This window comes from Chryseobacterium sp. CP-77 (assembly GCF_036362765.1).
GTDB classification, from domain to species: domain Bacteria; phylum Bacteroidota; class Bacteroidia; order Flavobacteriales; family Weeksellaceae; genus Chryseobacterium; species Chryseobacterium cupriresistens.
Genome location: NZ_CP143637.1, coordinates 4,630,334 through 4,656,225, shown reverse-complemented (window position 1 = coordinate 4,656,225; position 25,892 = coordinate 4,630,334). Strand labels below are relative to the sequence as shown.

At 36.8% G+C, this 25,892-nt stretch carries 15 protein-coding genes, 4 tRNA genes and 1 pseudogene; 8 read left to right on the top strand and 12 right to left on the bottom strand.

From position 1 onward, the window contains the following. Positions 1–25: 25 nt before the first annotated feature. Positions 26–550 carry a thermonuclease family protein gene (locus V0410_RS20905; RefSeq protein ID WP_330745487.1) on the bottom strand — a complete coding sequence of 175 codons (525 nt, stop codon included), beginning with the start codon at positions 548–550 and terminating at the stop codon, positions 26–28. A gap of 135 nt (positions 551–685) precedes the next feature. Beyond that, entirely contained in the window at positions 686–1,213 is a 528-nt protein-coding gene (locus tag V0410_RS20900; RefSeq protein WP_330745486.1) for a hypothetical protein, read from the bottom strand. A gap of 389 nt (positions 1,214–1,602) precedes the next feature. Between V0410_RS20900 and V0410_RS20895 the strand changes: the two genes are divergently transcribed. The 4 genes from V0410_RS20895 to V0410_RS20880 all read left to right on the top strand — a co-directional run bounded on the left by V0410_RS20895 (position 1,603) and on the right by V0410_RS20880 (position 2,547). Continuing rightward, a tRNA-Pro gene (locus V0410_RS20895) sits at positions 1,603–1,677 on the top strand. 14 nt (positions 1,678–1,691) lie between these two features. Further along, positions 1,692–1,765, top strand: a tRNA-Arg gene (locus tag V0410_RS20890). Between the two features lie 620 nt (positions 1,766–2,385). Continuing rightward, positions 2,386–2,460: transfer RNA gene (locus tag V0410_RS20885), tRNA-Pro, on the top strand. A 13-nt stretch (positions 2,461–2,473) separates the two neighbouring features. Next, positions 2,474–2,547, top strand: a tRNA-Arg gene (locus V0410_RS20880). A 263-nt stretch (positions 2,548–2,810) separates the two neighbouring features. Here V0410_RS20880 and V0410_RS20875 read toward each other — a convergent pair. Continuing rightward, positions 2,811–3,727 (bottom strand): annotated as a pseudogene (locus V0410_RS20875) (helix-turn-helix domain-containing protein). Positions 3,728–3,863: 136 nt separating this feature from the next. After that, positions 3,864–4,739, bottom strand: a complete 876-nt coding sequence (locus V0410_RS20870; RefSeq protein WP_330745485.1) for an SDR family oxidoreductase — start codon at positions 4,737–4,739, stop codon at positions 3,864–3,866. A gap of 849 nt (positions 4,740–5,588) precedes the next feature. On the opposite strand from V0410_RS20870, the gene V0410_RS20865 reads away from it, so the two are divergent. Continuing rightward, positions 5,589–5,951: a hypothetical protein gene (locus tag V0410_RS20865; RefSeq protein WP_330745484.1), complete on the top strand. Its 363-nt coding sequence runs from the start codon at positions 5,589–5,591 to the stop codon at positions 5,949–5,951. Between the two features lie 15 nt (positions 5,952–5,966). Beyond that, complete coding sequence (locus V0410_RS20860; RefSeq protein WP_330745483.1) at positions 5,967–7,064, top strand: tetratricopeptide repeat protein; 1,098 nt, start codon at positions 5,967–5,969, stop codon at positions 7,062–7,064. 137 nt (positions 7,065–7,201) lie between these two features. On the opposite strand, the gene V0410_RS20855 is transcribed toward V0410_RS20860, so the two are convergent. The 8 genes from V0410_RS20855 to V0410_RS20820 form a co-directional block, all read right to left on the bottom strand. After that, complete coding sequence (locus tag V0410_RS20855; RefSeq protein WP_330745482.1) at positions 7,202–8,041, bottom strand: SH3 domain-containing protein; 840 nt, start codon at positions 8,039–8,041, stop codon at positions 7,202–7,204. A 24-nt stretch (positions 8,042–8,065) separates the two neighbouring features. Beyond that, positions 8,066–8,893: a 50S ribosomal protein L11 methyltransferase gene (prmA, locus tag V0410_RS20850; protein WP_330745481.1), complete on the bottom strand. Its 828-nt coding sequence runs from the start codon at positions 8,891–8,893 to the stop codon at positions 8,066–8,068. A gap of 403 nt (positions 8,894–9,296) precedes the next feature. After that, on the bottom strand, positions 9,297–10,010 hold the full coding sequence (locus V0410_RS20845) for a 3-ketoacyl-ACP reductase (RefSeq protein WP_062676455.1): 714 nt from the start codon (positions 10,008–10,010) through the stop codon (positions 9,297–9,299). Between the two features lie 331 nt (positions 10,011–10,341). Then, entirely contained in the window at positions 10,342–11,904 is a 1,563-nt protein-coding gene (locus V0410_RS20840) for a calcineurin-like phosphoesterase C-terminal domain-containing protein (protein ID WP_330747733.1), read from the bottom strand. A 66-nt stretch (positions 11,905–11,970) separates the two neighbouring features. Continuing rightward, the gene (locus tag V0410_RS20835; RefSeq protein WP_330745480.1) at positions 11,971–13,419 is read right to left on the bottom strand and encodes a SusD/RagB family nutrient-binding outer membrane lipoprotein; all 1,449 of its coding nucleotides are present in this window, start codon (positions 13,417–13,419) and stop codon (positions 11,971–11,973) included. A gap of 10 nt (positions 13,420–13,429) precedes the next feature. After that, entirely contained in the window at positions 13,430–16,393 is a 2,964-nt protein-coding gene (locus tag V0410_RS20830) for a SusC/RagA family TonB-linked outer membrane protein (protein ID WP_330745479.1), read from the bottom strand. A 478-nt stretch (positions 16,394–16,871) separates the two neighbouring features. Further along, entirely contained in the window at positions 16,872–17,618 is a 747-nt protein-coding gene (locus V0410_RS20825; RefSeq protein WP_330745478.1) for a glycerophosphodiester phosphodiesterase family protein, read from the bottom strand. 168 nt (positions 17,619–17,786) lie between these two features. Then, positions 17,787–20,870 carry a TonB-dependent receptor gene (locus V0410_RS20820; protein ID WP_330745477.1) on the bottom strand — a complete coding sequence of 1,028 codons (3,084 nt, stop codon included), beginning with the start codon at positions 20,868–20,870 and terminating at the stop codon, positions 17,787–17,789. 324 nt (positions 20,871–21,194) lie between these two features. Here V0410_RS20820 and ligA point away from each other — a divergent pair, with 324 nt between their 5' ends. Together ligA and V0410_RS20810 are read left to right on the top strand one after the other, a co-directional pair. Continuing rightward, positions 21,195–23,201, top strand: coding sequence for an NAD-dependent DNA ligase LigA (ligA, locus tag V0410_RS20815; RefSeq protein ID WP_330745476.1), 2,007 nt, complete (start codon positions 21,195–21,197; stop codon positions 23,199–23,201). 100 nt (positions 23,202–23,301) lie between these two features. Continuing rightward, complete coding sequence (locus V0410_RS20810) at positions 23,302–25,863, top strand: DUF7619 domain-containing protein (RefSeq protein ID WP_330745475.1); 2,562 nt, start codon at positions 23,302–23,304, stop codon at positions 25,861–25,863. The last annotated feature ends 29 nt before the right edge of the window (positions 25,864–25,892 follow it).

Sequence of the window (25,892 nt, the reverse complement as noted above, 5' to 3'; positions counted from 1 at the left end):
ATCAGATTGGATAATAATCTGATATTTATGCTGCACCTTTTATTTTTGCTCCATTCTTAGCAGCTTCCATTTTCTTATTATTCCTAAGCTCACGTTTCATTTTGCGGTAGTCCCAGGGAGCAACCGCATTGATATCCTGCCAAAGGCCTATCTTTTTATTCTTAGCATTTTCCTGGATCTTACCCAAAGAGGCATCTTTGGAATAAGAAAAATACCACCATCCCAATCCGGCTTTGATAAGCTCTCTGGAAAGATATTTTCCATCGTCATAGTATACTTTCGCAATGGATCTTCCATAGCGGTCTGTATTGGTTTCAACAAAGCTTACCGTTTTCCCGAATACCTGAGCAGAAGTAAACTGTTTTGCATTTTTACCGAACGCCTGCCCATTTTCCGGACAATCGACTTCAGCCAATCTCAGTTTTTTTTGCTGGTTGCCTTTTAACAGTAAAGTAATGGTATCTCCGTCTGAAATTTTAATCACTTTTCCGGTCGTCTGTGAGAATAGAAATACAGGGAAAAGTATGTACAGCAGCATTAATCGTTTCATGAGGCAAATATAGGGATTAGTGGGGCTTGTTTAATGAAAAAACCTCGCGTTTTGCGAGGTTTTTAATATTGAATTGAGTTATTTGTTTTTTCACCTCAAAGTCGGGAGACTTTGCGGAGCGGGATTCTAATAATTTTACCAGTTAAAAGGCATTGAGACATAAGTATTTTCAAAAACATTTAAAGGTAAAGTTTCTTCTGTTTTTAAATTCATTTCACTATTTTTAACTATACATACTTTAAGCAGTTCTCCTCGATGATGATAGCCATTTAAAATTAATGCATGAATACCATTGGTGTCTAAAATCCTGATAAACGCTTTAAATTTATCAATATTGTCAGTTAATTCCAGAAAACTTAAATTGATATCAGTAAAAGATATATTTTCATCGGTAACGATCTGACCAAAACGTTGTCCGATATAGTATGCGGTTAGGTCCTTAAATTTTTTGTGTGCAATTACAGGACTGGTTTCCAAGCAATCCAGATATACTTTTCGCCCTCCTGATAGGTAATTCCGGGTATGCAGCTTAGCATCTGGTAAAACGTCAATATTACTTCTCCTGAAAGCTCTTTTCCATTCATCTATCCTTAATAAAATGCCTACATCAGCATATTCCCACAGAAAAGAATAAATTTTTTGATTAGAAAAAAGATCGGCCATTCGAATTCCATTTCTTTGACTATAAAATAACCAAAAGCTATCGTAATTGAAGAATTCACAATTAAAAAATTTTGACAGATAATAATTATTGGAATCTATATAGGATGTCATAAAAATTTAACTGAATATAATCTTATAAAAATATTTGTTTCCATTTTAGATTAAAAAATAAAATACCATGGACAGATGATTGCAGATCCCAAAAGAGGAAAAAAAAATTAAACTTTTTAAAACAAGATAAGTCTATGGTTATTAACCCGGTAAAGGTAATAAAAAAGAAATCAGGAAAATTAATTAAAAAATATTCTTCATTTTATTTTTTTTATTCCAAAAAGTATTGCAAATTTGCAGCCCTAAAAACGATGTAAATTCGTTATTAATAACACTCTCGGGGCGTAGCGTAGTCCGGTCATCGCGCCTGGTTTGGGACCAGGAGGTCGCAGGTTCGAATCCTGCCGCCCCGACTTAAAAAAAATTAGGGTGCGTAGCTCAGCTGGATAGAGCATCTGCCTTCTAAGCAGACGGTCAAAGGTTCGAATCCTTTCGCGCTCACTTAAAGACTTACTGGAAACAGTGAGTCTTTTTTGTTTTTATTCCCTCAAACAATCAATGATTACTGAATAGAGCATCCCGATTTGTAATCGGGACGACAAAGGTTCGAATCCTTTCGCGCTCACATAAAGACTTACTGGAAACAGTGAGTCTTTTTTTATTCCCTCAAACAATCAATGATTAACCATACTCAATAGAGCATCCCGATTTGTAATCGGGACGGCAAAACTTCGAATCCTTTCGAGCTCACTTAAAGACTTACTGAAAACAGTGAGTCTTTTTTTTTTACTACCCATAATTATTACAAACAAAAAAAAGAAAATAGAGCATCCCGGTTTCAATCAGAACGGCAAAATTTCGAATCCTTTCGTGCCCACATAAAGACTTAGCGGAAATATTGAGTCTTTTTATTTCTCCTCAGATCCGGGTAAAATAAACCGTTTTAGCATCGAACTATAAAAAACAGCCTAAGGCTATGATTTTTAAATATGTACAATTAATCGAGAAGCAGTCATGAAAAATTAATTAAAAATTATTCCTGATTTTATTTTTTTATTCCAAAAAGTATTGTACCTTTGCAACCGCAAAAACGAAGTAAAATTCATTAGTGATGACACCCTCGGGGCGTAGCGTAGTCCGGTCATCGCGCCTGGTTTGGGACCAGGAGGTCGCAGGTTCGAATCCTGCCGCCCCGACTTAAAAAATTTAGGGTGCGTAGCTCAGCTGGATAGAGCATCTGCCTTCTAAGCAGACGGTCAAAGGTTCGAATCCTTTCGCGCTCACAAAAACCTCACAATTTTTATTGTGAGGTTTTTTGTTTACAATTTTATTTTACAATCCAACAATTTTAATGAATCAAACAGGATAGAGCATCCCGATTTCAATCGGGACGGTAAAACTTCGAATCCTTTCGCGCCCACATAAAGGCTTATTGGAAACAGTGAATCTTTTTTATACCCATAAAAATGTGTAACCCAACTTTTACACCTTGGATATTTAGAGTTCATTTGATACTAATTTTAATGATTAAGTTATGATAAAACAATCAGTTAAAACTTCCTCTGAATTCCAGCGGACTTTGGGATGTCTTGCTTTTAAACAACTTGCTGAATGACTGAGAATGTTCAAATCCTATTTCATAAGCAATTTCGCTGACAGATAAATTTGTAGTGGATAATTTTTCTTTGGCTACTTTTATCAATTTGTTGTGTATATGCTGTTGTGTATTTTGTCCGGTCAGTGTTTTCAGTAAAGTACTTAAATATTTGGGGGAGATATTGAGCTCATCTGCAATAAACTGTACGGAAAGCAATCCTTTCTCTGCAATTTTATGTTTAAATATTCATCAAGTAATTTCTCCAGCCTTTCCAGAATCTGGTGATTGCTTTTTTCCCTTGTTATGAACTGACGATTGTAAAATCTTTCTGAATAATTAAGCAGGCTTTCAATCTGTGAAATGATAATCTGCTTACTGAATCGGTCTATATTCGTTTGATATTCCTGCTTAATGTTATCAATAATGCTATTCAGCGTTTTTTGTTCCTTTTCGGAAAGAAACAGTGCTTCATTCACTGAATAATCAAAATACTCATATCTCCTGATGCCTTTAGCAAGTGCTGTGTTCCACAAAAAATCAGGATGAATAAGCAACAGCCAGCCTGAACGTTCTTCCTTGATAGAAGGATCAGATTGAATCCTGAAAACCTGGTTAGGCTCCATAAATGCCATAAGCCCGTCATCAAAATCAAACTCCTGTTGTCCATAATACATCTTTCCACCAATTCCTCTCTTTAAGGAAATCATATAGAAATCTAAAATCAGATTTACTTCATCAATGTCAGCAGGTCTTTTGATGGAAGAATAATCAATAATACTGACAAGCGGGTGCTCAGGATTTGGCAAACCACGCAATCTGTGGAATTCGCTTATTGTTTTTATTCTTTGTGTCTCTCTTGGCTCCATACCACAAATTTAATTTTATTTTTCTGGTTAATTGCTTATACAGTCATTGTTTGTTTTACCAAGGCAATTCATCTCCATTTCTGTCAAAAAATTTACCAATGGGTATATCAAATACAGTGGAAAATTTCACAAATGGTTAAAAATAATTTTGTTTCATATCGTCTATAAGTCCGATATGTTCAGGTTTCCAGCCTAAGAGTTCCTTCGTTTTAAAATGGGTTGCAGGGCTGTCAAAAGCTATAAATCCACTCAACCATTCAAAATGCTTTGCTGTTTCTTCTTCAGAAAGGGATGCAACAGGTAAATTTAGTTCTGAGCCAATCAGTTCAGCAATTTCTTTCATGTTAATTCCTGTGTCACCCACACCATTATATACTGCTCCTTTGATTCCTTTTTCAAATGCCAGACGGAATAATCTTGCTGCGTCCAAACGATGAACAGCTGTCCACCGATTCAATCCTTCACCAGGGTATCCTGATAAGCTGTTGATACGAGCCTGCCCAATTATAAAAGGAACAAAACCTTTGTCACCCTTATCATGAACCGACGGTGCTAAGCGGACAACTGAAGCATTTATTCCTTTTTCAGCCAATGTCAAAGCTGTAGTTTCGGAAGATCTCGGAAAACCAGATGAAAGACTCTCCTCTGTAATATTTCCGTTAATAAGGGGTAATCCTAAAATTCCTGCTGTTACTACCATAGCTTTATCTGTTCCCATCAGTGCCTCTCCTATTGCATTAATTGCATTTTTATCAATTTCCGCAGCCTTTGCAAATTGAGTAAAATCATGGAAAAAACCCGCGTGAATAATACCGTCTGAATCTTTGGCACCCTGCTTTAAAACTTCCCAGTCTTCAAGATCTCCCCTTAACACTTCCGCACCTTCCCTGCGAATTACTGCTGCAGATTGTTCTGAACGTGCCAGGCCTACTACCTGATGTCCTGAAGCAATTAATTCTTTAACAATCGCAGAACCAATGAAGCCTGAAGCTCCTGTTACAAATACTTTCATTTTAAGATTATTTTTGTTGGTACAAAGTTCCAACGAATAAAAAAAACAGGTGTAATCAAATGTCAGATTATTGTATCCAAAAAGGAAAAATTCATAAAATGTAATCGATTTTCACAGATTATAATGGACAAAAATCTCAAAACAAAAAGCAATACCATACAATATTTCAACTGCTTACCAATACACTACTATTTTTATTCTAAATAAATTCCTCATCATTATTTATTGATAATAATGACCCCAGATAATCTTATTCAGATATTTCTGTTGAAAGAATCGTCCGATAGCTTGTTTAAAACATCTCATTTAAGCCTATCTGATATATTATTTGACTGCATGTCCATTTTTCATCAGTAGATCTATTTTATATCTACTATAAAGTAGGATTTGCAGTGTTAATTCTTAGTAAAAAACACAGGGAAAGAATGACTCACCCTTATTAATAAATTATTTTCTATTTCTTGATGACATCCTTGCGCAAAAGCAAACACAGCAGCCACAACATAACAAAGCCTATCTACAGTACTTACACACTATGGACATACATCATGTATACAACATAATAAGCAGCCCTACATACAGCAAAAAATAAAATGATGTATTTATGATGTATTCAATTATTCTTCCTGTTTGTTTTTTTTTTTGAAATTGCAGACAAATTACTGATTCTAAAACACAAATAGATCAAAAAACCTTTATGATGCCAACAGGTGGGATTAATAGTCCCACCCGTTTTTTTAAATGGCATTATGCTGAATGACAATAATCAATGCACTGCAGATTATATCCTAATGAATTCATTTTATCTTGTATCCATCTCATTCCTGTATTATCTTTAATTCTACAACCATGAACACATTGAAAAACTTTGATAGAATAATCTATTGCCTGATTTTTACATTTTGTTGTTCAAAACTGTTTCCACAGCACTATAATGCACAGCAAATAGATACTTTACTTATAAAAACCAATGAAGAACTCAGAACGAGATTGTCTAACAAGGATCTTATCATCTGGAATCAAAAAATTATAAAATCAGCCATTCAGAATAAATATCCTAAAGGAGAAGCCTGGGGTTATGCCAATATTGCGAATCGTCTCTGGCTGATAGGAGAATTTAAAAAGGCCATAGAATATCTGAATTATGCCGAGGAAAAATCAAAAAAGCTTAATGACGACTTTCTTACGGGTAAAATTATTCAGGAATATTGACAGGTATACAACAGAATGAATCTCCCCAAAATGGCTTTAGATTATAATTTGAAAGCCATGAAATATGCTTTAAGATTAAAAAAAGATAATCAGGACTGCCGTTTTTTTTTACGGTATGTCTATTCAACCCGATCGGTCTATTTCGACGGAATTAAACAGCACGATTCATCATTCGCCTATCTTCATAAAGCGATGAAAATAGACCCTAATCCTTTAGATGTATCCCACATAGCCAGTCATTATACCAAATACAATTGGAATCCAGATTCGGCTAACTCTTATTTTAAAAAAGCCTTTGACCTGTTAGAAACCCAACGGTTTAAGCATAATAAGTACCAAAGAGCAGCAACCTTATATGATTATGGCATTTTTATGCAGGTACAGAAAAAAAATAACGAGGCTATTGATGCTTTCACCCAATCTGTTAAACTGGCAAAAGAAGTCGACAGGCCTCAGCTGGTTTTAAATGATTACAGATCGCTTGCCTCAGTGTACAAAGCACTAAAAAAAACTGACAAAGAAGTTGAGTATTTAAACAAAGCATCCTCACTAAATGATAGTATAGACAATAACTCAAGCAGCGCTATTACATTATCTTTTAATAAAATAACTAAAGAAGATGAGGAAGAAAAAAAGAAAACAAAACATCAAGCTGCTTTATGGTATGGAGGGGGCTCATCGGTAATCGTTATTGTATTGTCTCTTTATTTTTATCTGCAGATTAGAAGAAAGAAAAAAAAGCTTGTAGAAAGCAAAAAGATCATTCTTCAGCAGGAAGAAGAAACAAAAACTCTAAAGAGAAAACTCAGTGAAAATCATGAGCAGATCCTCCAGCTGGCAAAGAAAAACAGTGTTGGCTTTTTATCACTATTTCAGAAAACTTATCCTGAAGTCTGTCAGCAGCTTTTAAAAATCAATCCTCGTCTTTCTCATTCTGATTTATCTTTCTGCGCTATGATATGGTTAGGATTCTCTTCAAAAGAAATTGCACAATATTCTTCAATGGAGCACAGATCTGTACAAACAAAGAAATACCGTCTACGCAAAAAATTATACCTTGATGCAGAAAGTGATCTCTATCAATCTCTCAAATCAATATCTGAAACCGAATAATTTTAATGGAACACAAACAGCTGTTTTCATTAATTCATAAATACGATAGTGATTATCTGTAAACGGGTTTCATCATGACATTATACTAAAAATCCCTCAATTACAGTTGAGGGATTTTTATTGCTTACATTCTGATTTTATTTCAGTCTGTATGTATTTCCATTCCAAAGGTAAGTTTTGGAAGAATGTTTTTTCTTCTCTCTGTCTTTCTCGTCTACTTCCATATCTTCCACTTTTAAGATAAATGCATTGGGAATTCCTCCTTTATCATTTGGAAAAATATATTCTTCACTGTGATAAAAAGCACCGGCATCACCCACATTCATCAATTGCGGAAGGGCAATCAGTTTTTTATCTTTAAAAAGAACATACTGATCATAGCCGGCTATTCCACACGCTTCTCCGGAAACTGAAGCTTTAAGAGTAAATTCTACATTTTGAAGCTTGTGACCGCTTTCTATATTGAAAGATCCGAAACTAAGCTCCTCTCCTTTTCCGGTATCAAAATATACCTCATCCATAAGTGTAGTTCCTTCCATCACTTTGATTCCGGCAATATTCTGCTTTTCAGTCTCATTGAATTCTTTGTTCTTCCTGTCAATTGTTTTGGAAAGCCCAAAAAGGAAATCGTACCCGTTTTTATTGCGGTATCCTACACAAAGATTACCACCCCAGATATATCCTTCCACTGTATTTTCTCCTTTCTGATAGGAGATTTTATACCAGTTGGCAGCTCTTTCTCCCAATTTCAGAACGCCTTCTTCTTTTTTAAGAATCATTATCTGCTGATTGGTCTGAAGTGAATCTACAATTCTGGCATTCACTCCCGGATCCAGTCTTACACGGGTCCAATCTGTAAAGATCTTCTGTGCTTTATTTTCTTCGAAACCAAAGATACCATCTGCATATACTTCATTTTCCTGAGCTGTAAAAAACTGCAGCATCAGTAAAAGTAAAGCTGTCCATAAAGTTTTCATATTCGTATTTTGTTTTTTTGTGTGTTATTTTTCAAGCAGAAGGCTTACCCATTCTTCACGCTGCAACTTCTTTTTAAGCTCTAGTCCGCTCTCTTTACATACTTCCAGAATATCATCTACATCAAAGAAGCAAAGGCCTGAAAGTAATAATTTTCCACCGTCATTCAATACCGAAACATAGGTTGGGATATCTGAGATCAGGATATTTCTGTTGATATTGGCTAAAATGATATCGTAATTCTCTTTCCCTAAATTTTCTGCAGTTCCCTGTTCGATATCCAGTTCTACATTATTTCTTACTGCATTTTCTTTTGAGTTTTCTACTGACCATTCATCAATATCGATTGCTTTTGTATCTCCAGCTCCCTGCTGTTTTGCATAAATGGCTAATACGGAAGTTCCGCATCCCATATCCAATACTTTTTTACCCTTGAAATCAATATCCATCATTTGCTGGATCATCAAATGGGTTGTAGGGTGATGCCCCGTTCCGAAAGACATTTTTGGCTGAATGATAATTTCATGCATTCCCGGTACAGATTCATGGAACTCTGCTCTGATCAATACTTTATCATCGATATTAATTGGAGAAAAATTCTTTTCCCATTCTTCGTTCCAGTTGATGTTTGGCATTTCTTCAAAAGAATATTCGATTTTTACGTTTTCGTTTTCAAAGATCGGAAGTGCTTTCAGCTGATCTTCATGAAACAAATCTGTCTGGATATATCCTAAAATTCCGTCAATTTCTTCTGTAAAGCTGTCGAAGCCTATTTCTATAAGCTCTGCCATTAAAATCTCATTCCAGGGTTGTAATGGAGAAATTTTGAAATTGAATTCTAAATAATTTTGCATGTGACTAATTTGCTGCAAAAATACTAATGTTATCACGGTTAAAAAAATGATGGAGTAAATTTTGGCTGAAACCGGGGATTTTTATATTTTTTAGTGGATGAAAGTCAATTTTTTGAATAAATAAGACAGGAAGGTTTATTTGTGAAATTTTTATCCCACGGATGGCAGTGAGGCCACAGATGACTGCGTATAATATATTCAATAGTGATGGGCTTTAGCCCGTCTTAAAAATCATGACAAATTTCCCTTGGATTCAGCCAAAACTTAAATAGAAACATAAAAAATAAAGCGGGCTAAAGCCCGCTCCTATTGAATTTTATCATTCAAGCTAGATTAAAATGGTTCTTTGTAAAAGCTGTAAACATTAAACTCTAAACCTTGAACTTTAAATTTTAAAACCTTATTAAGGATTTGTTGAGAATATAGAACCGTTTGCGATCAGCGCTCTTCTGTTCATTTTCAGGATATCTCTTACCCATTCTGCAAAATCTTCCGGTTGTAATACTTTATCAGGATTTCCATCTGTAAGACCGCCCTGGATGCTCATATCAGAAGCAATAGTACTTGGAGTAAGCGTAATGACACGGATATTTTGTTTTCTCCATTCTGCCATCATGGATTGAGAAAGAGATACTACTGCTGCTTTTGAAGCGGCATATGCAGACATATTCGGGCCTCCTTTCAGACCTGCAGTAGAAGCTACGTTCACGATATCACCTTCTCCTTTAGCTTTCATAAATGGATAAGCTGCCTTAGCTGCATAGTACACCCCGAAAAGATTGGTTTTAATCACCTGTTCCCATGTTTCAGAAGGCATTTCTTCGATAGAACCAAAGTCTCCGATTCCTGCATTGTTGATCAGGATATCAATACCTCCCAATTGCTCTGCTAAAGATTCTATTCCAGCTTTTACCTGAATTTCATTGTCTACAGAAAATACTGCATAAGCTGAATGTACTCCTAATTTTTTGATTTCTTCAACCGTCATTTTAAGGTTCTCTTCGTTTCTTCCTGTAATGGCAACGTTTACTCCTTCATTGGCTAAAGCTAATGCTACGGCTTTTCCTAGTCCTCTTCCACCACCTGTTACAATGGCATTTTTTCCGTTTATATTCATAGTAATGATCTTTTCTTGATACAAAGTTACGAAAGAACATTTTTATGAGGCGGTGAAAACACAGATTTAACTTATATTTTATACAACCACAAAAGTCACAAAAGATGATTACTATTGAGAATATTTAAAAGTTACAATCATCCTGTATAAAAGTTAACATAAGATGAAAACTTAGATTTTTATAAAACTTAAGTGCGCTTCTTATATCCAAAGTATATCTTAAAAACTTTTGTGACTTTTATGGTTTATCTCAACCTCGATAAAAATTAAAACCGGCTCATAAGAACCGGTTTCAAATCTAAAAAAAGGTATAGTAAAAAAAATAAAAAGCTTAAGGAATCTGGATGGCGTTCTGAACTTCAAATTCTTCTGAAGCTGAGAATTCATTTCCATACATGTCTACAGCTTTCACCTCAACTTTGTGTTTTCCTAATGCTAATTTCTTAGGAAAATCTGCTTCCCAGATATGTTTTGACATTTCGGGATTGGAAGGTCTTCTTCCCGGAAGAATTTTCTCTGTAGAATCCCATTTGAAAACAGAAAGAGCAAAATTCGGGTCGATGGTTTCGTCATATTCCATTTCTTCCCATTTTCCGCCATCTATTCTGTATTCTACTTTGTCTTTTTTGCTTCCCATGAAGAAGTTAGCCAGTACTTTGGCAGAAGTTCTTGAGGAAGGAATTACTTTCGGAACATATAATTTGATCTGATAATCTTCCGGTTTTCCGGCAGTTCTGTATTTCACTTTATACTGATTGTCTGTAAAGCTGATAAAAGAATATCCTTTTGCCGTTCCGTCTCTCATGGTTGAGGTAGGAAGTCCGGCATCATCCGGTGTTCCTGAATACCAGTCGCCGCAGGTAGTTCCTACGTTATATTCGTGCAGTTCTTTTATTCCGTTCCAGCCTGCTTTTTTGCCGTAGAAAATCTGCTGCTGGATATGGGTATGTGCTGATAAAAGCAATACATTCTGGAAAGGATTTAAGAAATCAAATAACTTCTGACGGTCGGCATTTCTAAAATTGTCTTCATTGTTATGTTCCAACGGAATATGGAAAGAAATGACGATCAGTTTGTTCTTATCAACCAGTTTCAGATCGTTTTCAATAAACTGAAGCTGGTCTTCACGGAATCCGCCCCAATATCCTTTACCGTCTCTCGGATCCGGATAAAGAATATCATCCAGAATGATGAAATGTACATTACCATAGTTGAAAGCGTAATTGGCCGGACCAAAGTTCGATTCAAATGTTTCATCGGAAAGCTTGTCTTCTTTTGCATCATAATTCATATCATGATTTCCCATCACATTATACCAAGGCAGTCCAACTTCTTTCATAACGTCTGCATAAGGTTTCTGAAGGCTTAGATTATCACCTACCAAATCTCCCAGACTGATTCCCAGCACTGCATTTTTCTTAGTATTTTTCACTTCGTTTACGATTCCTCTTTTGAAGTAATCCAGTTCTTTTTCTGTGTAAGGCTGCGGATCACCGAAAACAAGGATGTCAAAATTTTTGTTCTCGTTTTGCTTATAAAGCGGGAAGTTCAGTTCTTTGGGAAGGTTTCCTGTGGGCGCAACTCCTTTGTATTTAAAATCTGCAGGAGACCCTTTTGGTTTATGATGATAATAAAACTGTGGAAGATTGTTTGCATTTAAAGCAGTCTGATATCCTGAAGGTTTGATAACAAAAACAGTCTGATCTTCCTGAACCGGCAGGCTGTATCTTCCGTTTTTATCGGTAAGAACTACCTGAACCCCATTAGAAACGGCTACTCCTTCAATTCCTTTTTCGCGGTTTTCTTTCTTTTGATTTTTGTTACTGTCTTCGAATACGTATCCGGCAACAGAAGCCTGTGAGAAAGCCATTGCTGAAACCAGCATGCAAGGCATTATAAATTTTATATTGATACTCATAATTTTTTAAATCTTTAAATTATTTTAATCTTTAAATCACAATTATTTATTCCACCACATTTTCACATTGATATTGTCTCCACCCATGGATTGTACGGCTGCATTATAGTTATCCGCATTCATTACTTTTGTAGCGGTAGGATACATGAATCTCACAGGCATCTGTCCGCCGTTCTGAAGTCCGCCGTTATTTGGAAGTACCGGAAGTTTCGTACGTCTGTACTCATACCATTGCTGATGATCAACAAAAAACAGGGAAATGTATTTCTGAAGCATAATTTTTTCCAGAGAACCGTCATACGCCACTTTAGGATTACTGAAGTAATTGGCAGGAACTGTTGCTCCCCACTGTTCAATAATAGATTTCACCCCGGTTTCGTAATAGGTCTGCTGATTTCCTGCAATAATTCCTTTGTTAACCAATTCTGCCAGGATAAACTGTACTTCAGAATAGGTCATGATTAAAATCTTTAAAGGTGCTTTCGCCAGGTTCTGGTTCAGGTTGGAAGGCTGATAGTTGAAAGATGTTCCCAAAGCATATCCTGATGGAGCTCCTTTATAACCAAGATCTTCTCCTGACGTTGCTTTAGCTTTAGTGAAAAACATGCTCAGTCTTGGATCATTGTTATCTTTCATGGCATTCACAAAGAATTCACCTGCTGCCCTGTACGCTGTAAAATCCTGTGGACGGGCGATCGGCGGTAAGTAAGGAGATATTCCGGAAAGTGGCAGAACTGCGCTGTCTGTATTGTTCTGGAAAATTGGGTATTGTGCCGGATTGTTGATAATTTCCTGAATTCTTTCATACACATTCACTTCTCCGTTCCGGCTTAGAATTCTGGTCAGTAATCTTAATGACAAGGAGTTACAGAATTTTTTCCATCCTAAAATTCCGGTCTGACTATTTGTATTGGCGTTATAAAACAGATCTGTTTCCGTTAATGCCTGATTGGTATTGAATAACGAGTTGGCTGTTTTCAGGTCATTTAACAGCTGGATATAGACATCTTTCTGCTTATCATATTTTGGTTTTAAAATATTTTCTTCAACTCTTAATGCTTCAGATAAAGGGATATCCCCAAAAGCATCAGTAAGATTGGAAGCAATCCATGCGTTCAGGACCATTGAAATAGCCAGATAATTATTATTCTGTTCTTTTGTTGCATATTTTCTAAGATCGCTTACCTGCTTAAGCCATCTGTAAGAAGTATTCCAGTATCCGTTACCACTTTTTTCATCCATATAATATCTGCTGTAGGAATTTCCTTCATTGGGAAAATCTAAAGCGATCTGCATGATATCAAAGGTGAAATCATCTGCCCTGTTATAGCCATAACTTCCCATTTCATACTGGATCGGAGCGAGAAGACTGCCAACTGAAGGGTCTTTCACTTTACTGGTATCTGTGTTCATTTCATCAAAGGTTCTGTCACAGGATTGAAGCATGAAAACAGAAACTACCAATGTCAGATGTATGATTATTTTTTTCATTTTTAAAATTTTAGAATTTAAGATTTAACTGAAAACCAACTGTTCTTGCTGTGGGAAGCTGTCCCATTTCCACTCCCGGAGTGATGGTTGCATTGTCCAGTGTAGCCACTTCAGGGTCAAACATCGGGAACTTGGTCCACATCCATAAGTTCTTTCCGAAAATGGCAATGGTAAGATCATCCAGTCCTATAGATTTTATGGTTTCTTTCGGGAATGAATAAGCAATTCTTGCGTCTCTCAGCTTAATAAAGTCTGTGCTGAAGCTGTTGGTCTCCACATTGGCTCTCCTGTAATAATCTCCGTAATAAGAAGATACCAGCACTCCTTTTGTGTTGGGACTGAAGGAACCATCAGGGTTCTGAACTACTCCGTCTCCTACAATCATTCCGCCAGGGTTGTCTCTTCCCGGAAGGGTCGATTTCAGCTTACCTTGTTCAGACATTTTATGATGTGACTGAGAATATGCAATACCACCATACTGACCGTCAAATGAGAAACTGATCGTAAAGTTTTTGATTTTGAAATCATTCTGAAGACCGGCTCTCCATTTCGGAAACGCATTTCCTACTTTTTCAATATCTGCGGGTCTTGCAGGAAGCCCGTTATCTCCGTAAATTACTTTTCCGTCCGGGTTTCTTAATAATTTAAATCCATACATATCTCCCAACGAACCTCCTACTTCCATTTTATAGAATACTACATCTCCTACGTTGGAAACAATGCCATCGAAGCCTTCAGGTAAGGTCATCACCCTGTTTTCGTTCGTAGACCAGTTTCCACCTACTTTCCATGAGAAATCTTTGCCTTTTACAGCTAAGATATCGGCAGAAAGTTCAAGACCTCTGTTTCGGATTTTTCCCGCATTAATGATCCTTTTGGAATATCCTGCTTCGGTGGGTAACGATACAGGGATAATCTGGTTTTCACTGAAATTCTGATAGGCAGTAAGATTCAGGTTCAATCTGTTTTTGAAAAGGCTGAAATCCATACCGGCTTCTATATTGGTATTTTTCTCAGGTTTAAGAGTAGGATTATTAAAAGTGGTAGGTGCTACTACACTTCCTGTAATGTTGCTTGCTGTATAATAATTGTCCAAAAGATAAGGATCACTGTCAATCCCTACTTTTGCCCATGAAGCTCTCAGTTTCCACAAGTTCAGATTATTGCTTTTCAGATTAAAAATATCTGATAAAATGAAACTGGTACTCACCGAAGGATAAAAGAAAGATCTGTTTTGCTTCGGAAGCGTAGAGCTCCAGTCGTTTCTTCCGGTAATATCCACAAATATTTTATTGTCATATCCCAGAGTAAGCAATCCGTACACACTGTCTACATGTTTATCTCTGGGTGCCGGATATTTAACCGGAATAGAAAGTGCGTTGGTAAGGCTGTATTCTCCTGCTGTTTTCAGTCCGATGGCCTGATAATCATTAAGCAGGTATTCATTATAACGAATGCTTCCCCCTGCTGACGCTGAAATGCTGAATTTATTCCAGTCTGCTTTATAAGAGAATAGAAGGTCGTTATTATATTCCTGGTTTTTGATAAACTGCTCTCTATAGAAACCTTTCAGGTAATTGGCAGAACTCCATGGTCTTTTGGTCGTTCTTTTTTCGTTCAGGATTTCAATTCCTGACCTCAACATTAAGCTGAAATTTTTATTAAACTGATAATCTGCCGTGATATTCCCTGTAATGGTCTTCTTTCTGACTCCATTCAGCATTTCGTAAGCAATCATATAAGGATTGTCTATGTAAGAACTGAACGGATGAATCTGATCAACCTGTTCCTGCCCCGGCTTCCAGATCGGCTTATACCACTCCAGATCTACATTGGGATTCTGGAAGATCATGAAATAGGAAATCGACTGATTGTTGTATCCCGTCGCAGGAAGGTTGTCACTGGTAGTAGTGTTATAAGCAAATTTTGTTGATATTTTTAATTTTTGGGTAAGCTGATGGGCAAATGACAACGCAAAATTGAATCTGTCGAAGCCTGTATTCGGCATCATCCATTCGTTATTAAGATAGGTAAGTGAAGATCTGAAGCTGGTTTTCTCATTGGAGCTTTCTACTGAGATACTGTTCGAGTAAGTAGAACCTGTTCTCCAGAAACCTTTAATATTATTTTCGTAAGGCCTCCATAATTGTCTTTCCTTGCTCTGTCCCATCACATTAGGATCGTATTGGAAATAATACTGTCCGGCGAATTTTGGTCCGAAAGCACTACTGGTTCCTCCGGTACTTGGTCCATCAGGAGAAAGGCCATAAGAGTAGTAAAAATTTCCTGCTGTATTGGTGGCCAGTGTTCCTTGTCCGTATTCGTATTGCCAGTCCGGCCATTTCAAGACGGAATCAAAGCTTGAGGAAGAATTGAAAGTTACTCTTAGTTTTCCGTTTTTTGTTTTTCCGGATTTTGTGGTGATCATTAAAGCTCCGTTGGCAGCGCGTGATCCGTATAATGCGGCTGCAGAAGCTCCTTTCAATACCGTTACGGATTCAATATCATCCGGATTGATGCTGTTCAATCCATTTCCAAGATCGATGGGAACATCACCTCCGGAACCAGCTCCATAGGCGGCTGTACCGGAACCTGTAGTGGAATTTCCCAATGGCACTCCATCCACTACAATAAGAGCATAGTTGTGATCCATCATAATGGATTTTTCCCCTCTCAAAGTAATTCTGGAAGTTCCCAACGGTCCTGCTCCGGCGGTCTGGATTTTAAGGCCGGCCACCTTCCCTTCCATGGATTGCGCCCAGTTGTTGTTCTGGGTTTCTTCAAATGTTTTGGCATCTACTTTTTCGGCAACATACCCTAAAGCTCTGTCGTGCCTCTTGATTCCCAAAGCAGTTACAACTACTTCATCAATTCCTTTAATGGTGTCCTTTTTAGCTTTCTGCTGAGCTGCCAGATTGACACTGACGAATCCTAACAGCGACAAAACCAACAGTTTTTGTGTCTCTTTACGCATTTCCTTTTTGTTTGCGCAAAATTAGAACGACATTACCAGGATGATCTTAACATGACTTTAACGTTTCTTAAAAATTTATTAAACCATATGTTAATCAAGTCTTAACAACACTATTTAAACAACTCATAAACAAACACTTAAGCAATTAAGTATTTTTAATACGGTGGTAAGGCTGTATTTATGTATCTTTATTGTCTTGCTTTGAGATAATACCACACAATACATATAATCAACTGATTTAAAGCATATTAAAAACCATCGATTTTCAATATCTCTTTTTAATCTCTGAAGTAATTACTGGATAATTCTTAAAAATGAAAAGTCTGCCTCTTTTTAAAGAGGCAGACTTTGTAATTTGTTTATTATTGGGCATTGTTGTAAACCACCCCGTCAAAAATTCTTTGAATTTTTGCCACCCCTCCGAAGGAGGGGAATATTTCGTCCTTCGGTTGTACTATTGGTGAAGGATATTCAATCGTTATTTATTCTTTAACTGATCAGGAATATTCGTTGTTACGAACCCGATTCCCTGTTTTTTCAATTCTTCGTAAACAGCAACGTCATTTACGGTCCATGAATTGGTAATTAACCCTAATGCTTTTGCATCAGCAATCCATGTTGGGTTTTTCTGGAAGACACTGTAGTGGTAATCCATTCCATCTAATCCTTCTTGTTTGATCTGCTCAGGAGACAACTCACCGTTCAGATATTGTACTTTAAAGGCAGGAGCCAGTTTTTTGATCTCTTTGCAGATATTAAGACTGAAAGAAATAAATTCACTTTGAGATTCCAGCTTCATATCTTTAATCATTTTGATCGTTTTCTCTGTGATTTCATTTTCTATTTCCGGAGTTTTCGCTGGCTTGATCTCAACGATCAGCTTTAGAGATTTGTCTTTTTTCCCCTGCTTCAAATAATCTTTTAAGGTCGGAAATTTTTCTCCGTTGGATAATTTCAAGGCTTCCAGTTCTTTGAAAGGAGTTTCTGAAATTTCCATTTTACCATGGTGTTCATCATGATTGATCGCCAATACACCATCTTTTGTCATTCTTACATCAAATTCCGACCCATATATTTTTAATTTCTGGGCATTTTCCAATGACTGAATTGAATTCTCTGTTGTTGGAGGCTGAGCCTGGAAATATCCTCTATGGGCAATAATCTGGGTTTGTGCTTTCATCATAACTGTACTTAAAACTGCTAACCCTAAGATAAAATTTTTCATAATATAATTTTAAATTATTAAAATAAAGTCGTGAAACTTCCTGATAAAGGTAGTTATTACAAAATAAAAACCAAAAAGACATAAAAGATTTACTGATTAAAGCTAAGTGAGATTTACCATAGCCGGCTCAATTTCTTTTATGTCTTCAGTGGTTAAGAAAGGTAAAAGTTAGAAACTGTATTTCGCACCGATCTGGATCTGGTAAGGATTTCCTGTCAGAGGAACCAAACCGCCTCCACTTACGTTTTTGGTGTATTCGTACTGCATCGTATCTTTATTAAACTTCGTCACTTTATACAGAGAAGTATTTCCGTATGATTTGTTTACACCCCATTCTTTGTTCAAAAGGTTGGCTACATTAAAAATATCTACGGAAAGTTCGAAAGCTCCGACTTTATCGAATTTAATTTTCTTGGCAACACGTACGTCCCAAACTCCGTAGAAACCGTTTTTACCACCATTACGTTCTGCAATTTTTCCGTTGTATTCAGTGATATAATCTTTCAGAGCCTGTCCTACCTGTGGATCATCCAAAATAGATTGGGTAAGATTCGGGAAGATAAAAGCAAGATCGTTGGAATCTACGAAGTCTCCGTTGATATTTCCCCCTGTTGTTGCAGAGAAACGGGTTCCTCCAATCCCTGAGTATCTGATTCCTAAAGTAAATCCTGCAATCGTAGGTGAGTTACCATAAATAACGACTTTATTACGGAACTGGTTGTCAGAATACGTCATTCTTAAATCTCTGGGATCACTCTGAATCATCGTAGACAATGTTGCAGAGTTGGCTACGTTTCCGTTGTAAGAAGTATTGTCTTTAATATCAGACCATGTATAACTTGCGGTGATTTCTCCATCTTTCCAGTAGCGGTAACTTGTATCGATTACGAATGAGAACTGGTTTACTTTACCATCGCTCACCAATTCCAGTACTCTTCCGAAATTATTATTGATTCTTCCCTGTTTCCAGTCGAAACTTACACTGTTATTGGCATTATTGGTAATAGCTCCTGTAGGAATAAATACTCCCCTTCCGCCTTCGTTAGCCAGTGTAAAGAAAGGATTGGCCACCATGTTTCTATCGTAATAATAGTAATTGTTTCTACCTAAAGCCATGTATCCTGCAATTCCTGCTCTGAACCTTTCATTGAAGAAATGGGTATAAGAAATATTGGCTTTATAAACGATCGGGATCTTTGCATCCTTACCGGTATAGTTGATCGTTGGAATCTGCTTCTGAGAAAGTGACGGAACCGTATTGTAATCATCTCGATAGCTGTTGAAATCCGGGAACGGAACATCTTTACCCGTTACATCCACAGTAGCCAGATGCTTTCCATCAAATACAAGGTTGTTGATGATCATATAATTGTTGATATCGGAAGAGAAAATTCCGGCACCGAACTTCAGGAAGTCTTTATTTCCTTCATTAATGTTCCAGTCAAACTGGAACCTTGGCTGGATGACAAATGATTTGATCTGATTATCGGTTCTGATTCCCATTTCATCAAACAGTTTCTGGTTGAATTCTGCTTTCGGATAACCACTGTAATCTAATCTCAAACCAGCCATTAAATCAAGTCCTTTAGCTACTTTGGTCTGGAATTGCCCATAGAGACCAATGTTCCAGATATTTGATCTGACAGACGGATCGGCCACCAAAGGAACTTCTCTATAGAATCGGTAAGGTGTCATGGTTTCAAAATTGCTCATTCCCTGGAAATGGAATCTTCCGTTCACCTCACTTCCGTATACCGATTTTGCTGTTGTATACATAAGATCTGCCCCAAACGTATATTTTACCTTATCCGTATTATAGTATAGGTTATCTACGATCTGGAACACATTATTTCTGAAGCTTTCCTGAGCAAAGCGGTGTCCGCCGATCTGAATATTCGTAGATCCCGCACTTGAAGAGACTCCTTCAACAATAGCTCTCGGTACAGGTTTTCCTAATTGGTTGTTCTGGTAACTGTCCTGGAAGGTATAAAGATACTGCGCCTTTAATTCGTTGGTTAAGTTAGGTCTCAGATTTGATCTTAAAGTCAATAATAAACTGTTATCAAGGTTTTTGTCATTTCCGTACGACTCAAAAAAATTGATATTGGTATTATCACCTAATCCGTTTTTGTTAAGATCGTAAGTAAAGTTATTTCTGAGGGTTAATAAGTTCTTTTCATTGATCTGCCAGTCTAGACGTAAGAAACCGGCATCAGAGTTTCTCACTTTATCAAAAGTTCCGAATTGCGGGCTGCTTCCTACTCCATATTTTGCTCTTGCAATATCCAGAAACTGATTAAGGGTCTGCGTGGTTGTGTTGAATCTCTTCTCATCATCCGGCGATTTGATATCAGCAATCACTAAAGGTCTTGAATCCAGCTGATGATCCCATGCTACGAAGAAATGTAATTTATTTTTAATGATTGGTCCGCCTAATGAAAAACCGAACTGGGAAGTGGAGAAATCATTATTTCTTTTGTTTCCTCTGATATCATAAGGGCTGGAAAGCCAGTTTGTTCTTAAATATTCCCAGGCACTTCCGGAAAATTTATTGGTTCCTGATTTGGTAACAGCACTTACTGTTCCTCCTCCACTTCTTCCCAATGTAACATCATATTGGTTGGTAGTGATTTTGAATTCACGCACCGCTTCAATGGAGATGGAGAATGGTGCACCGCTTCGGCTCGTTGTTGATCCTGCAGAAGTAGGATTTTTTGCTGTCATCCCGTCAATCGTAAAGTTGGTGGAAGATCCAAGCTGACCGGAAAGGTTTCCTCCTTTTCCACTTAACGGAGATAATTCCGTAAGATTGGTGAAGTTTCGTCCGTTCACCGGAAGCATGTTGATGTTTTTCGCAGAAATTGCGGTAGCTGCTCCCAGGTTTCCGATCTTATTTTTAAGGTTTCCTGTAATTTTTACTTCCTCAATAGTCTTTTCATTCCCCAGATCCATATTCACGGTCACCTGATCTCCGAAGTTGACATTATAACCTTCTTTTTTATCGTCATTCACAATGACCGTGTAAGGCCCTCCAAGAGGAATTTCCTTAAAAATATATTCCCCTTTTGAGTTGGTTTCCGTTTCCGTTCTGAATCCTGTAGACTCATTCACGATCGTTACTTTCACTTTTTCCTGAGCCGTACTTCCCGGTCCGGTAACTTTCCCTACAATAGAAGCCTGCGTGGTCTGTGCATAAGCCATTGTCCCAAGCCCTAAAAACAATAATCCCAGTACAATCTTTACTTTTTTCATTTCTTCCGAAGATCTATATTATTAATTTTTTGATGTTAGCCCGGAAACCTCTTTGATTTTCACAATGATAGATCATTCAGAGGTTTCTTTCAATCAGATGTGCAAAGGTATTTTGACTTTAAGAGCGGGGTGTTTAAGAAAGTTTTAACATTCTTTTAATTAAATCAGAACGTTATGTTAAATTACTTTAAACACGCGTTTTATTTTCTGTAAAACCAGTAGGTTAACACATATTAAGCATTTTTAATTTTCCCGTACTATTTTATTCTGTTATTTTTTAAATGCAATTACTTTAGTTATTTTTGCTCAAAAGATAGAAACCCAATGTCTGAAAACATTCAACAAAAGATAGAACAGCTCCGCAAAGAGCTTCACCAGCATAACGAAAACTACTACCAACTGGATACTCCTACCATTACAGATTATGAATTTGACATGCTTCTGGAGGAGCTACAGGATCTGGAGGCCAGGTACCCAGAGTTTTATGATGAAAATTCTCCCACAGTTCGTGTAGGTGGTGGTGTTACCAAGGTCTTCCCCACGATTCAGCATAAATTCAGAATGTATTCTCTGGACAATTCCTATGATTTTGACGATCTGGAAGACTGGGAAAAACGAATCATCAAAACGATTGAAGATCCTGTAGAATTTGTTGCTGAGCTGAAGTATGATGGTGCATCAATTTCTATCCTTTATGAAAACGGAAAACTGTCTCAGGCGGTTACCCGTGGTGATGGTTTCCAGGGTGATGAGATTACCCCGAATGTAAGAACCATTTCAGATATTCCTCTGACTTTAAAAGGAGATTTCCCGACTCATTTTTTCATGCGTGGCGAAATTTATCTGACCAGAAAAAACTTTGATAAAATCAATAAACTTCGTGAGGAAGAAGGCCTTGATCCCTTCATGAATCCAAGAAATACTGCAAGCGGAAGCTTGAAAATGCAGGACAGCGCTGAGGTAAGAAAGCGTGGCCTTTCTTCGGTATTGTATCAGTTTATTTCTGATGAAGTTCCTGCGGAAACCCATTGGGAGCTGCTTCAGAAAGCGCAAAGCTGGGGCTTCAAAACCTCCCAACAGGCCAAATTATGTAAAACGATGGCCGAGGTACAGGAATTTATCACTTTCTGGGACACAGAACGTCATAATCTGCCATTTGAAATTGATGGTATTGTTTTAAAGGTCAACTCATTACAACAACAGAGACAACTTGGCTATACAGCCAAATCTCCACGTTGGGCCATGGCTTATAAGTTTAAAGCAGAAAAGGTAGAAACAGAGCTTCAAAGCGTTTCTTATCAGGTGGGAAGAACGGGAGCTATTACTCCGGTTGCTAATCTTAAACCTGTTTTACTGGCCGGAACCATTGTGAAAAGAGCTTCTCTGCACAATGAAGATATCATCAAAAAGCTGGATCTTCATGAACATGATTTCGTGTATGTAGAAAAAGGAGGTGAAATTATTCCGAAAATCGTAGGGGTAAACACAGATAAAAGAACGGAAGAAAGCAAAGAAATTGAATATATCAAACATTGCCCTGAATGTGGCACTGAGCTGGTAAAAATTGAGGATCAGGCCATCCATTTCTGCCCGAACGAGCTTCACTGTCCGCCACAGGTTGTAGGAAGAATGATTCACTATGTTTCCAGAAAAGCGTTGAATATTGACAACCTTGGAAGTGAAACGATTGAACAGCTGTACAGAGAAAAACTGATTGAAAATCCTGCCGACTTCTATGTTTTAACAAAAGAACAGCTTCTTCCCCTGGAAAGAATGGCTGAAAAATCTGCCCAGAATATCATCACAGGAATTGAAAAATCCAAAGAGATTCCTTTTGAAAAGGTATTGTATGGGATTGGGATTAAGCACGTGGGAGAAACAGTAGCTAAGAAACTGGTAAAAAACTTCCCAACAATTGAAGAACTGAAAAATGCTAGTGTAGAAGAGCTTTGTCAGGTAGAAGACATCGGAGCTAAAATTGCGGTGAGTATTGTAGATTTCTTCCAGAATTCCGAAAACGTATTGATGATCGATCGATTGAAATCTTACGGAGTACAGCTTGAAAAAGGAGAAAGTACCAATGAAGTTCTATCCAATGTTCTGGAAGGAAAAACTTTCTTATTCACCGGAAAATTGTCATTATTCACCAGAGAATCTGCAGAAGAAATGGTAGAAAAGCATGGCGGAAAAAATATTTCTGCAGTTTCAAAAAACCTCAACTATCTTGTAGTAGGTGAAAAAGCAGGAAGTAAGCTGAAAAAAGCTCAGGATATCGGAACAATTGAAATTCTGGATGAGCAGCAGTTTCTGGATCTGATTGAGAAACAGTAATAAAATCAAAATAATATTAAATAAACCATTAAGATATTGTCTTAATGGTTTATTTTTGCAATCAATTCTATAAAAGAATAAAAAAATAACAAACTAATCCATGAAAAAAATCTACTTAATCATTTTGATGATTCTGTTTGCACAGTTTCAGGCTCAGACGTTAAATGTCGATACCTATTTGAAAACAAAATTGTTTACGTACGGAGCAACAAGGGATTCTACTGGAAACGTTATTACTCTGGATACAAATAATGATGGACAGATTCAACTATCGGAAGCTTCGCTGGTTTATAAAATAAATCTATCTGATCTTTCAAATGCTATTACAGGTTTATCCGTACTTACTGAATTTCCGAATTTAACTGAGCTAAAACTAACAAATCCTGATATATCCTCTAATCTGATTTTCAGTAATTATACTAACCTTCAAAAAATAATTTTTTCAGGCGGAACAGTAGGTAACGTAACGATTGAAAACTGCAATGCTATAAATACCGCACAATTTGGCAGCGCGGGAAACGTTATAAATATCCAGAACACTTCGCTACAAGAAATTTCTGTTTCCAACATTAGTGGGTTTAATATTTCCGGACTTCCTAATCTTACAAAATTATCATTGGAGAATTCAGCGATGACTTCTTTAAATTTAAGTAATCTCCCTGCGTTGGAAGAAGTAAATGTTAGTGAAAACCAATTTCTAACAAGTATTAATTTTGCAGGAGATACAGCTTTGAAAAAACTAGAATTATTTCGTAATAAACTAAGCAGTCTTTCGATTCCTAATCCTTCTTTAGTAAACTATTTAAGTATAAGCTTCAATCTTTTCCAGACTTTTGACGTAACCCCTTATACCGGATTGGTAATGTTTCTTGCTAACGACAATCAAATCACAAGTCTGGACTTTAGTTCAAGCCCTTTGATTGGAATGCTTTATATTTACAATAATCAGCTTACCACATTAACACTTAATAATAATCCAATTTTAGGTTATTTGTATGCCAATAATAATCATATAACCAATATTGCATTTGATCAGGCAAAAGGCTTAAAAGGTATTCAGGTAATGAATAATTCGCTTACGAATATTGATCTATCAAAGCAGACTATTCTGGATATTGCTGATCTTGATAATAATCTTACTTTACAGACTTTAAATCTTAAAAACGGAAAGCATAATTATCTTGGCATTGGATTTTCAAATACACCACAGCTGCAATATGTATGCACTGACCCTATAGAAACTGACTATGCAATATCGCAATTAGCATCCTATAATCAACCCAATGCTGTTGTAAATTCTTATTGTTCTTTCACACCAGGAGGCTCTTCTTATTTTATCCTTCAGGGTAAAACAAGATATGACATGAACACAAATGGATGCGACATTAATGACATGATAAAACCTTTTCAAAAATTCAATATTTTAGGGCAAAACATGGCCATTTCAAATGCGTTCGGATCTTATTCTTTCCCTCTGACATACGGAACTAACACTATCTCTCCTGTGTTGGAAAATCCTTCTTATTTTAATATTACGCCCCCTTCATTCACTACCAATTTCCCAACACAGGTAAGTCCTTATACACAGAACTTTTGTTTAACAGCGAATGGTACCCATAATGATCTGCAGATTGTTATAATTCCTATGCAGGCAGCAGTTCCGGGATTTGTTACTCAATATAAAATCTTTTATAAAAATAAAGGAACAGGAACACAATCCGGAAATATAACTTTTAATTTTGATCATACCCGAATGGGCTATCAGTCTGCAACGACATCTCCAAGCTCTCAATCTTCCGGAACAATGAACTGGAATTTCACGAATCTTCTTCCTTTTGAAACCAAAGAAATTACTGTAACGATGAAATTAAATACACCAACACAGGCTCCACCGCTAAATGGAGGTGATATTTTACATTACACCGCACAAATCAATGGAGCTACAGACGAAACACCTGCTGACAATACCTTCACATTGAACCAAACGGTTGTTAATTCTTTTGACCCGAATGATAAGACTTGTCTTGAAGGAACGACTATTGCGCAAACCCAGGTGGGAGACTATGTACATTACCTGATCAGATTTGAAAATACAGGAACAGCCAATGCACAGAACATTGTGGTAAAAGATGAAATTGACATTACTAAATTTGATATTTCTTCCCTGGTAGCGTTAGACGGAAGCCATAATTTTGTGACAAGAATTACCAATCCGAATACCGTAGAATTCATCTTTGAAAACATCCAACTCCCTTTTGATGATGCCAATAATGACGGATATGTTTCATTTAAGATTAAAACAAAATCGACCTTAAATATCGGGAACAGCTTCAGTAATACAGCCAAAATCTATTTCGATTACAACCATCCGATTATTACCAATACTTATACGACAAGCGTTCAAAATGTATTGGCAACAGCAGAAATTGATAAGGAAAACCAGAGTATTTCTGTTTATCCTAATCCTGCAAAAGATGTTTTAAATATCAGATCCAAGCAGGAAATCATCAAAGCTGAAATCTATGATGCGACTGGAAGAATTATCAGCTCATTAAGTGTAACAGGAAACTCAATTTCTGTTTCTGAACTTTCTAAAGGAAACTATATTCTAAAAGCTTTCACCAAGGACAAAGTACTTGTACAGAAGTTTATTAAGGATTAAATTTATAAAATGAATAACAAAGAAGGCTG